This window comes from Ornithinicoccus halotolerans (assembly GCF_009602535.1).
Classification (GTDB): Bacteria; Actinomycetota; Actinomycetes; order Actinomycetales; family Dermatophilaceae; genus Ornithinicoccus; species Ornithinicoccus halotolerans.
The window spans coordinates 88907-99358 of the sequence record NZ_WIQI01000003.1 but is presented as its reverse complement, the minus strand read 5'-3'; the positions used below and the strand labels follow the sequence as shown (position 1 = coordinate 99358).

The following is a 10452-nucleotide window of genomic DNA, read 5'->3' as shown; positions in this document are numbered from 1 at the left end:
CCGAACGCGAAGCCGTTGACCAGCACCCGGTCGAACCAGCCCTTGAGGATCGCCGGGACGCTGCCCCGCGGCACCGGCGGCCTGCCGGAGCGCCGGGTGGTCGTCGTGGACCACGCCCAGGACCGGGACCGGCTGGCCGGCTACGACCGGGTGTGCGGCTTCCCGCTGCGCGACCAGGTCCCGCCGACCTGGCTGCACGTGCTGACCTTCCCGCTGCAGCTGCACCTGATGACCGCCGCCGACTTCCCCTACCCGGCGGTCGGCATGGTGCACGTGGCCAACGAGATGTCGTGGCAGCGCCCGGTGACCGCCGACGAGCGGCTCACGCTCTCCTGCTGGGCCGAGGGACCGCGCCCGCACCGCAAGGGCGTCACCGTCGACCTGTGCGGCACCGCCGGCGTCGGGGACGACCTCGCCTGGCAGGGCCGCAGCACCTACCTGGTGCGCGGTGCCCGGATGCCGGACGGCAGCCACGAGGCGGGGCAGCCGGTCGGCGACCCGGCACCGGAGACCACCGCCGAGCCCCCGTCCCCGCTGCCCGACGCGGCTGGTCTGCTGCCCCGGGCCCGGTGGCGGCTGCCCGCGGACCTGGGCCGCCGCTACGCGGCGGTGGCGGGTGACATCAACCCGATCCACCTGCACCCGCTGGCCGCGAGAGCGCTGGGCTTCCCGCGCGCGATCGCGCACGGAATGTGGGCGCACGCGCGGGTGCTGTCCGCTCTGGCCCCGGCGTCACAGCTGCCGGCGGGGCGGGTGCGGGTCGGCTTCCAGGCCCCGTTGCTGCTGCCCGGCACGGCGCAGCTGGCGGCCCGGCCGGACGGGTCGGCGTTCGCCGTGACCTCCGCAGCCGGGGAGCGGACCCACCTGGCCGGGACCCTCCAGCCCGCGGATTTCACGAACCGGCCGCCGGCCGTGTAATGTCTGCGAAGCGCTGCCCGCGGGGGAGCTCCCAGCGGCGGCCCAGCCCCTATAGCTCAGTCGGCAGAGCGTCTCCATGGTAAGGAGAAGGTCAACGGTTCGATTCCGTTTGGGGGCTCTGGTGGTGCCTCGGCCGCGGCCGGGGGCAACCCCCGAGGCGGGGTAGCTCAGATGGTTAGAGCGCACGACTCATAATCGTGAGGTCGCGGGATCGATGCCCGCCCCCGCTACGACCGCGATTCGGTCGCCGACCGCCGATCGCGTACCCTGGTATGTCGCTGCCTGCGCCCCGCGCGGGCGCGGCACGCACCGCACACCCGACCGTCCCGAGAGCAGGTTGCCCCGTGGCTACGAAGAGCGCCGACATCCGCCCGAAGATCACCCTGGCGTGCACGGTCTGCAAGGAGCGCAACTACATCACCAAGAAGAACCGGCGGAACAACCCCGACCGCGTCGAGTTCGCCAAGTTCTGCTCCCGCTGCGGCAAGCACACCGCCCACCGCGAGACCCGCTGAGGCCGGTCCCCGGACCCGCGGAGCGCAAGGCCGCCACCCCCCTGGGTGGCGGCCTTCGTCATGCCCGGACCGGCCGGACCACCCCGCTAGGGTGAGGCGCCATGGGTGTCAACACAGCGTTCCAGGGGCGCAGCTACCCGCCCACCGAGCCGTACCTGGTGGAGCGGTCCCACGTCGCGGCGTTCGCGGACGCGGTCGGGGCCGGCAGCGACCTGCACCGGGACCCGGAGGCGGCCCGGGCGGCCGGCTACGCCGACGTGGTGGCGCCCCCCACCTACGCCGTCGTCGTCGCCCAGCGCTGCGACGCCCAGCTGGTGCAGGACCCCGAGGCCGGGATCGACTTCTCCCGGGTGGTCCACGGCTCGCAGGCGTTCGCCCACCACCGTCCCCTCGTCGCCGGTGACCGGGTCGTCGGCACGCTCCACGTCGACACTGTCCGGGAGGCCGGTGGCCACGCGATGGTCACCACGCGCAGCGAGCTGGCCACGCCCGAGGGGGAGCCGCTGTGCACCGCGACCTCCACGATCGTCGTGAGGGGGCAGTCCTGATGCGCCCCGCCGCCGTCACCGCGGCCGACCTCCAGGCCGGCACCGAGCTCCCCGGCCGAAGCGTGCCCGTGGACCGGCAGCGGCTGCTGGACTACGCCGACGCCAGCGGTGACCAGAACCCGATCCACCAGGACGAGCAGGTCGCCCGCCGGGTGGGGCTGCCCGACGTCATCGCGCACGGCATGTGGACCATGGCCGCCGCCGTCGAGGTGGTCACCGACTGGGTGGGTGACCCCGGCCGGGTGGTGTCCTACCAGACGCGGTTCACCCAGCCGGTGGTCGTGCCCGCCGACGGCGGCGCGCTGGTGGAGGTGACCGGGCGGGTCACCGCCGTGGACCGCCAGGCCGCGCGCGCCACCGTCGAGCTGCAGGTCACCAGCGCCGGGCAGAGGGTGCTGGGCCGGGCGCTCGCCGTGGTCGACCTTGGCTAGGCCGCTGGCGTCGCTGACGACGATGCGGGTCGGCGGGCCGCCCCGCCGGATGCTGCGGGCCGAGACCGAGGAGGACCTGGTCGCCGCCGTCCGGGAGGCCGACGCCGCGGGGGAGCCGCTGCTGGTGCTCGGCGGCGGGTCCAACCTGGTCATCGCCGATGACGGCTTCCCGGGCACCGTCGTGGCGGTGGCCACGACCGGAGTCCACGTGGAGTCGGCCGACGACTGCGGAGGGGTCCTCGTCCGGGTCGCGGCCGGGGAGAGCTGGGATGACCTGGTCGCCCGGGCCGTCGCGGAGAGCTGGTCGGGGGTCGAGGCCCTCAGCGGCATCCCCGGCTCCACCGGCGCCACGCCCGTCCAGAACGTCGGCGCGTACGGCCAGGAGGTCGCCCAGACCATCGCCCGGGTCCGGGTGTGGGACCGGGAGGAGGGGCGGGTGCGCACCCTGGCCAACGCCGACTGCGCCTTCAGCTACCGGCACTCGCTGCTGAAGGAGTCGCTGCTGGCCGGGAGCGGCTACACCCCCCGCTACGTCGTCCTCGACGTGACCTTCCAGCTGCGGCCCACGGCGCTGTCCCAGCCGATCGGCTACGCCGACCTCGCCGCCGGGCTGGCCGTCGAGCTGGGTGAGCGGGTGCCGCTCGCCGACGCCCGGGAGGCGGTGCTGGCACAGCGCCGCCGGCGCGGCATGGTGCTGGAGCCGGCCGACCACGACACCTGGTCGTGCGGCTCCTTCTTCACCAACCCGGTGCTGACCGAGGCGGAGTTCGACCGGCTGCGCCAACGCGCCGCCGCCCGGCTCGGTCCGGAGGTGACGCCGCCGCGGTTCCCCGCCGGCGACGGCCGGGTGAAGACCTCGGCCGCCTGGCTCATCGACCGGGCCGGCTTCGGCAAGGGGCACGGGCTGCCCGGACCGGTGGCGCTGTCCACCAAGCACACCCTCGCCGTCACCAACCGCGGCGCGGCCCGGGCCGAGGACGTGGTCGCGCTGGCGCGGGAGGTCCGTGACGGAGTGGCCGAGGCGCTCGGGGTGCGGCTGGTCAACGAGCCGGTCCTGGTCGGTCTCCGGCTGTGACGGCAGGAACCTCTCGCGTCGCCACCGCGTCCCACGGGTATCCCCAGCGGCAGGACGCCGGGGGTGCACCGAGGAGGTGGCCATGACCGCACGCCAACCGGGCCCCGTGCGCGGGCGCACGTCGGGGCGTCGTGGCAGCACCCGGCCGCCGGCGCTCACCCTGGCGCTGGCGGTCGCCGGAGCACTGGCGCTCGCCGGATGCGGCACGGCGAGCGAACCCGGCACCGATCACGGCGCTGACCCCGGCGGCGACGCCCCGGTGAGCGACACCGGCCCGGGCGGCGGTACCACCGCCACCGCCGGAGCCGGCCTGCCCTCCTGGAGCGCCCGGGACCCCGACCTGCTGCTCACCGGGCACGGACTCGTGCTGCAGCAGGAGGGGCAGCCCCCCGAGCTCTGCGTCGGCGGCGTGGCCGAGTCCTACCCGCCCCAGTGCGGTGGCCCCGAGCTCGTGGGGTTCGAGTGGGCCGACGCGCCCGAGCACGAGTCGGCCTCCGGCGTCACCTGGGGCCACGCCACCGTCGTCGGCACCTTCGACGGCGCGCGGTTCCGCCTCACCGAGCCCGCCAGCCAGGAGCCGCCGGAGAGCCGGGGGGAGCCGGACCAGACCGGGTTCCCGCAGCTGTGCGACGACCCGTTCCGGGACGGGGACGAGGACTGGCGAGGCGGCCCGGGCGCCGAGCAGGCGATGGCCGACCTGGGCCGGGAGCTCGAGGCGCTGGACGGGTACGTGACCTCCTGGGTCTCCAACGGGCACGACCTCTACAACGTCGTCGTCACCGGTGACCCGGAGTCCGCTCACCGGCAGCTGCGCGAGGTCTGGGCCGGTGGGCTGTGCGTCGAGCAGCGCGACCTGCCCACGCAGCAGCAGCTGCGCGCCGGCCAGGCCGAGCTGCAGGCGGTCAGCGACGACCTGGGCGTGCTCAGCAGTGGCGGCGGCGGCGCGGACGGCCTGCTGCACGTGGGTGTGCTGGTGGCTGACGGGCCGACCGTGGCCGCGGTCCGGGAGGCGGTCGCGCCGCACCTGTCGCCCGAGCACGTCGTCGTCGAGGGGGCGCTGCGTCCCGTCACCGGCGAGCGGTGACGGCGTCCGCCGGGCTGGTCAGCCAGTCCTCGATGCCGGCCAGGAGCCGGCGCCGCACCGGCTCCGGTGCGGTGGACCCGTGCACCGAGTCCCGCGCCAGCTCGGCCAGCGCGGCGTCGTCCAGCCCGTGCGCGGCGCGGGCCGCGGCGTACTGGTCGGCCAGCCGGGTGCCGAACAGCAGCGGGTCGTCGGCCGACAGCGCCACCCGCGCCCCCGCGTCCCGCAGCCGGTCCAGCGGCACCTGCGGCAGGGTCGGGTAGACGCCGAGCGCCACGTTGCTTCCCGGGCAGATCTCCAGGGTGATGCCGCGCCGCACCACCTCGGCCAGCAGCTCCGGGTCCTCGACGACGCGCACGCCGTGCCCCAGCCGGTGCGGCTGCAGGTGGTCCAGGACCGTGCGCACGTGGCCGGGGCCGAGCAGCTCCCCGGCGTGCGGCACCAGCGCCAGGCCGGCCCCGGCGGCGATCTGGAAGGCGCGCGCGAACTCCGTGGAGTCGCCGTGCCGCTCGTCGTTGGAGAGCCCGAAGCCGACCACGGCGCCCGGGCCCTCGCCGGCGTACCGCGCCGCCAGCCGGGCCAGCGTCCTGGCCTCCAGCGGGTGGCGCATCCGGCTGGCCGCCACGACCACGGCGACGCCGGTACCCGTGGCCTCGGTCGCGGCGCGGGCCTCGTCCAGCACGATCTCCAGCGCCGGGCTCAGCCCGCCGACGTGCGGGGCGTAGGACGTGGGGTCGACCTGGATCTCCAGCCACCACGACCCCTCGGCGGCGTCGTCCTCGGCGGCCTCCCGCACCACCCGACGCATGTCCTCCTCGCCGCGCACGCAGTGCCGGGCGGCGTCGTAGAGGCGCTGGAACCGGAACCAGCCACGGGTGTCGGTGGCGGTCAGCCGGGGCGGCCACTCCTCGGTGAGCGACCGGGGCAGCCGCAGGCCGTGCCGGTCGGCCAGGTCGCGCAGCGTGCTGATCCGCATCGAGCCGGTGAAGTGCAGGTGCAGGTGCGCCTTGGGCAGCGCGGCCACCGGTCGCGTCATGGCCCAAGTCCTACCACCCCGGCCGGCCGGTGGCAGGCCCCCAGGCTCCGCCCGCCGGTGCTGCCGACCGCCCCAGTTTCGCATAACTATGCGTGACCCCGTATGATTTTCCCGTGTCCAAAGTCCTGACGAACCTGCCTGTCGGTGAGCGGGTCGGGGTCGCCTTCTCCGGCGGCCTCGACACCTCGGTCGCGGTCGCGTGGATGCGCGACAACGGCGCCGTCCCGTGCACCTACACCGCCCACCTCGGCCAGTACGACGAGTCCGACATCGACTCCGTGCCGGACCGCGCCCGCGAGTACGGCGCGGACATCGCGCGCCTGGTCGACTGCCGTCCCGCCCTGGTGGAGGAGGGGTTCGTGGCGCTCGCCTGCGGGGCCTTCCACATCCGTAGCGGCGGCCGCACCTACTTCAACACCACCCCGATCGGCCGGGCCGTGACCGGCACCATGCTGATCCGGGCGATGATGGAGGACGGCGTCGACATCTGGGGCGACGGGTCGACGTACAAGGGCAACGACATCGAGCGGTTCTACCGCTACGGCCTGCTGGCCAACCCGAACCTGCGCATCTACAAGCCGTGGCTGGACGAGGCGTTCGTGCACCAGCTGGGTGGCCGCGACGAGATGAGCCAGTGGCTGCAGGAGCGCAACCTCCCGTACCGGGCCAGCAAGGAGAAGGCCTACTCCACCGACGCCAACATCTGGGGGGCCACCCACGAGGCCAAGACGCTGGAGCACCTGGACACCTCCATCGAGGTGGTCGAGCCGATCATGGGGGTGCCGTTCTGGCGCGAGGACGTGGCCGTCCCGACCGAGGACGTCACGGTCCGGTTCGAGCGCGGCCGGCCGGTCGCGATCAACGGGGACGACTTCGGCGGCGACCCCGTCGCCCTGGTCATGGCCGCCAACGACATCGGCGGCCGCCACGGGCTGGGGATGTCGGACCAGATCGAGAACCGGATCATCGAGGCCAAGTCCCGCGGCATCTACGAGGCGCCCGGGATGGCGCTGCTGCACATCGGCTACGAGCGGCTGGTCAACGCCATCCACAACGAGGACACCGTGGCCGCCTACCACGAGCAGGGTCGGCGGCTGGGCCGGCTGATGTACGAGGGCCGGTGGCTGGACCCGCAGGCGCTCATGATCCGGGAGTCGCTGCAGCGGTGGGTGTCCTCGGCGGTCACCGGCCAGGTCGTGCTCCGGCTACGGCGCGGCGAGGACTACTCGATCGTCGCCACCGAGGGCGCCTCGTTCAGCTACCACCCGGACAAGCTGTCGATGGAGCGGGTCGACCACGCCGCGTTCGGGCCGACCGACCGGATCGGCCAGCTGACCATGCGCAACCTGGACATCGCCGACAGCCGGTCCCGGCTGGAGCAGTACGTCGCCCTGGGCCTGCTCGGCACCGGCGACGGCGCCGAGGCCAATGCCCTGGGCACCGCCAGCACCTCGCTGGTGGGCGAGCTCAGCCCCGGCGGCGCCGACCGGATCACCGCCGGCGGCGTCTCGGCCGAGGACGAGGCGCTGGACCGGGTGGCCATGGAGGCCGGCAACGACTGAGCCCGTCGCCGAGCCGACGCCCGCGGGCCCGGGGTCAGCGGGCCTCGGCGAGCAGCTGCTGGATCCGGCCCACGCCCTCCTCCAGCTCGGAGTCGCCGAGGGCGTAGGACAGCCGCAGGTAGCCGCTGGGCCCGAACGCCTCGCCGGGCACCACGGCCACCTCGACCTCCTCGAGGATGACCTCGGCCAGCTCGACCGAGGTGCGCGGGGTGCGGCCGCGGATGCTCCGGCCCAGCACCCCTTCGACGTTCGGGTAGGCGTAGAACGCCCCGTGCGGGGTCGGGCAGGTGACGCCCTCGATCTGCTGCAGCAGGCCGACCATCGTCTGCCGGCGCCGGTCGAACGCCGCCCGCATCTCGTCCACGACCTCCAGCGAGCCCTGCAGCGCGGCGACGGCAGCGCGCTGGGAGACGTTGGCGACGTTGCTGGTGGCGTGCGACTGCAGGTTCGTGGCGGCCTTGACCACGTCGGCCGGACCGACCATCCAGCCGACCCGCCAGCCGGTCATCGCGTAGGTCTTGGCCACGCCGTTGAGGACGACGCAGCGGTCGGCGAGCTCGGGCACGACGGCCGGCATCGGCGGGGCGCTGGCCCCGTCGTAGAGCAGGTGCTCGTAGATCTCGTCGGTGACCACCCACAGCCCGTGCTCGGCGGCCCAGCGGCCGATCGCGGCCACCTGCTCCGGCGGGTAGACCGAGCCGGTCGGGTTGGAGGGGGAGTTGAACAGCAGCACCTTGGTGCGGTCGGTGCGGGCGGCCTCCAGCTGCTCGACGGTGACCAGGTACTCCTGGTCGGCGCCGGCGAACACCTCGACCGGGGAGCCGCCGGCCAGCTTGATGGCCTCCGGGTACGTGGTCCAGTACGGCGAGGGCAGCAGCACCTCGTCGCCCGGGTCCAGCAGGGCGGCGAAGGTGTTGTAGACCGCCTGCTTGCCGCCGTTGGTGACCAGCACCTGGGCGGGCTCGACCTCGAGGCCGGAGTCGCGCCGGGTCTTCTCGACGATGGCCGACTTCAGCTCGGGCAGGCCGCCGGCCGGAGAGTACCGGTGGTTGACCGGGTCCTGGCAGGCCGCGACGGCGGCGGCGACGATGTAGTCGGGGGTGGGGAAGTCCGGCTCCCCGGCGCCGAAGCCGATGACCGGGCGGCCCTCGGCCTTCAGCGCCTTGGCCTTCGCGGAGACGGCCAGGGTGGCCGACTCGGCGATGGCGCCGACGCGGGTGGACAGGCGGGCAGGGGCTGCGGCTGTCTCAGTCACCCCCTTATTGAATCACCGGCCGGGTTTCGCCAACCTGCCCGCCGTCGCGTAGAGTGGACGCTCGGGTGTTGACGGCACCCATGCTGGCGCCTGCCCACCGGGCGCCGGAGGGCAATAGCTCAATTGGTAGAGCACTGGTCTCCAAAACCAGCGGTTGGGGGTTCGAGTCCCTCTTGCCCTGCGCGACCGGTCCGACCAGGACGACGAGCACGAGGAAGGCAACCCGTGGCGAACACCAGCGCGTCCGGCACCCACGGTGCCGAGCGCTCCCGCACCGGGAGCGGGCAGCCGGCCCGCCCGGGCACCTACATCGCGCAGGTCATGGCCGAGCTGCGCAAGGTTGTCCGTCCGACCCGGCGGGAGCTGGTGACCTACACCATCGTGGTGCTGGTCTTCGTCTCGGTGGTGATGGCCTACGTGTTCGGCCTCGACCAGGTGCTGCAGCAGCTGGTCGGGTTCGTCTTCGCCGGCTGAGCCGCCACCGGGTGGTGACGCCCCCGCGCCGGGGAGCCCGGCGTGCCGGACCGCGCACGCGGTCGAACATCTGCCAGAAGTGAGGAAGTAGGTCATGTCCGAGCAGTGGACCAGCCAGCCCGACGGGGCCGAGGACGAGAGCCTCGCCACCCCCGCGGCCGAGGAGGCTGTCCCCGCCCCCGAGGGCGGCGCCGAGGGCGAGGGCCTGCCGGAGGGGACCGGGCAGGCCGCCGACGAGCCGGCCGGCCCGGCGGACCAGGCCGGGGAGCCCGAGGTCGAGGAGGCCCCGGTCGACCCGGTCGAGGAGTTTCGGGAGACGTTGCGCGGCAAGGTCGGCGACTGGTACGTCGTGCACTCCTACGCCGGCTACGAGAACCGGGTGAAGCAGAACCTGGAGAGCCGGGCGACCAGCCTGCACATGGAGGACTACATCTTCGAGGTGCAGGTCCCCATGGAGGAGGTCACCGAGATCAAGGGCGGCCAGCGCAAGCAGGTCCGGCGGGTCCGGATGCCTGGCTACGTCCTGGTGCGCATGGACCTCACCGACGAGTCCTGGGGCGCGGTGCGGCACACCCCGGGCGTCACCGGCTTCGTCGGTAACGCCCACCAGCCGGTCCCGCTGAGTTTGGACGAGGTCATCTCGATGCTCGCGCCGACGCTGGAGCAGCCGGCCGCCGCGGCAGCCGGCTCCTCCCGGGGCGGCGAGGGCGGCCAGGCCGCGGCCGCGCAGACCGCCGCCCAGGAGGTCGACTTCGAGGTCGGCGAGTCGGTCACCGTCATGGAGGGCCCCTTCGAGACGCTGCCCGCCACGATCTCCGAGATCCTGCCCGAGCAGCAGAAGCTCAAGGTGCTGGTCTCGATCTTCGGCCGGGAGACGCCGGTCGAGCTGTCGTTCAACCAGGTCGCCAAGATCTGACCGCCCGAGGGGCGACCCGCCCCCCGTGCACCCGCCAGCCATCCGTTGAACCTCCCGAGGCTCCGCCTCGGGACTGCAACCGGGTCATCGCCCACGGCGTCGGCCCACACCACGAGAGAAGGACACGCATGCCCCCCAAGAAGAAGGTCGCCGGCTTCATCAAGCTGCAGATCCAGGCCGGCCAGGCCACCCCGGCGCCGCCCGTGGGCCCTGCCCTCGGTCAGCACGGCGTCAACATCATGGAGTTCGTCAAGGCCTACAACGCCGCGACGGAGAACCAGCGCGGCAACGTGATTCCGGTGGAGATCACGGTCTACGAGGACCGCTCCTTCACCTTCATCACCAAGACGCCACCGGCCGCCGAGCTGATCAAGAAGGCCGCCGGCGTCAGCAAGGGCTCCGGGGAGCCGCACAAGACCAAGGTCGGCACGCTCACCCAGGACCAGGTCCGCGAGATCGCCGAGCAGAAGATGGCCGACCTCAACGCCAACACGCTGGACCAGGCCTCCCGCATCGTCGCCGGCACCGCCCGGTCGATGGGTATCACCGTCGAGGCCTGACCGGTCCCGATCCAACCTCCCCCGACCGGGGGAGCGTGGCAGGGCCAAGCGCTGGCCCGTACCACACCTCCACCGCACAGC

Annotated in this window: 12 protein-coding genes and 3 tRNA genes; 13 read left to right on the top strand and 2 right to left on the bottom strand. The window is 73.7% G+C overall.

The features are described from left to right. From GFJ45_RS01585 to GFJ45_RS01550, 8 genes are all read left to right on the top strand, one after another. A partial coding sequence (locus GFJ45_RS01585; RefSeq protein ID WP_228386335.1) for a MaoC/PaaZ C-terminal domain-containing protein occupies nt 1–918 on the top strand: 918 nt, incomplete at its 5' end. 45 nt (nt 919–963) lie between these two features. After that, nucleotides 964–1036, top strand: a tRNA-Thr gene (locus tag GFJ45_RS01580). Nucleotides 1037–1074: 38 nt separating this feature from the next. After that, nucleotides 1075–1148 (top strand) — tRNA-Met (locus GFJ45_RS01575). A 114-nt stretch (nt 1149–1262) separates the two neighbouring features. Next, on the top strand, nt 1263–1433 hold the full coding sequence (gene rpmG, locus GFJ45_RS01570) for a 50S ribosomal protein L33 (protein ID WP_153393372.1): 171 nt from the start codon (nt 1263–1265) through the stop codon (nt 1431–1433). Nucleotides 1434–1534: 101 nt separating this feature from the next. Next, nucleotides 1535–1981 (top strand): FAS1-like dehydratase domain-containing protein, encoded by a 447-nt coding sequence (locus tag GFJ45_RS01565; RefSeq protein WP_153393369.1) that lies wholly within the window; start codon nt 1535–1537, stop codon nt 1979–1981. Beyond that, nucleotides 1981–2412: a MaoC family dehydratase gene (locus tag GFJ45_RS01560; protein ID WP_153393366.1), complete on the top strand. Its 432-nt coding sequence runs from the start codon at nt 1981–1983 to the stop codon at nt 2410–2412. The genes GFJ45_RS01565 and GFJ45_RS01560 overlap by 1 nt, the downstream gene beginning before the upstream one ends. Beyond that, nucleotides 2405–3487: a UDP-N-acetylmuramate dehydrogenase gene (locus GFJ45_RS01555; RefSeq protein WP_228386333.1), complete on the top strand. Its 1083-nt coding sequence runs from the start codon at nt 2405–2407 to the stop codon at nt 3485–3487. Before GFJ45_RS01560 ends, GFJ45_RS01555 begins: the two co-directional genes overlap by 8 nt. A gap of 82 nt (nt 3488–3569) precedes the next feature. After that, complete coding sequence (locus GFJ45_RS01550) at nt 3570–4571, top strand: hypothetical protein (protein ID WP_153393363.1); 1002 nt, start codon at nt 3570–3572, stop codon at nt 4569–4571. On the opposite strand, the gene GFJ45_RS01545 is transcribed toward GFJ45_RS01550, so the two are convergent. Further along, nucleotides 4555–5604 (bottom strand): adenosine deaminase, encoded by a 1050-nt coding sequence (locus GFJ45_RS01545; RefSeq protein ID WP_153393360.1) that lies wholly within the window; start codon nt 5602–5604, stop codon nt 4555–4557. The two genes, GFJ45_RS01550 and GFJ45_RS01545, sit on opposite strands and share 17 nt — an antisense overlap. Nucleotides 5605–5717: 113 nt before the next feature. On the opposite strand from GFJ45_RS01545, the gene argG reads away from it, so the two are divergent. After that, the gene (gene argG / locus GFJ45_RS01540; RefSeq protein ID WP_153393357.1) at nt 5718–7166 is read left to right on the top strand and encodes an argininosuccinate synthase; all 1449 of its coding nucleotides are present in this window, start codon (nt 5718–5720) and stop codon (nt 7164–7166) included. 34 nt (nt 7167–7200) lie between these two features. Here argG and GFJ45_RS01535 read toward each other — a convergent pair whose 3' ends face one another. Continuing rightward, entirely contained in the window at nt 7201–8421 is a 1221-nt protein-coding gene (locus GFJ45_RS01535) for a pyridoxal phosphate-dependent aminotransferase (RefSeq protein WP_153393354.1), read from the bottom strand. A gap of 108 nt (nt 8422–8529) precedes the next feature. On the opposite strand from GFJ45_RS01535, the gene GFJ45_RS01530 reads away from it, so the two are divergent. The 4 genes from GFJ45_RS01530 (at nt 8530) to rplK (ending at nt 10371) form a co-directional block, all read left to right on the top strand. Next, nucleotides 8530–8602: transfer RNA gene (locus tag GFJ45_RS01530), tRNA-Trp, on the top strand. 44 nt (nt 8603–8646) lie between these two features. Then, entirely contained in the window at nt 8647–8895 is a 249-nt protein-coding gene (gene secE, locus GFJ45_RS01525; RefSeq protein WP_153393351.1) for a preprotein translocase subunit SecE, read from the top strand. 94 nt (nt 8896–8989) lie between these two features. Beyond that, nucleotides 8990–9811 (top strand): transcription termination/antitermination protein NusG, encoded by an 822-nt coding sequence (gene nusG / locus GFJ45_RS01520; RefSeq protein ID WP_153393347.1) that lies wholly within the window; start codon nt 8990–8992, stop codon nt 9809–9811. Nucleotides 9812–9939: 128 nt separating this feature from the next. Further along, nucleotides 9940–10371: a 50S ribosomal protein L11 gene (gene rplK / locus GFJ45_RS01515; protein ID WP_153393344.1), complete on the top strand. Its 432-nt coding sequence runs from the start codon at nt 9940–9942 to the stop codon at nt 10369–10371. Nucleotides 10372–10452 lie beyond the last annotated feature (81 nt).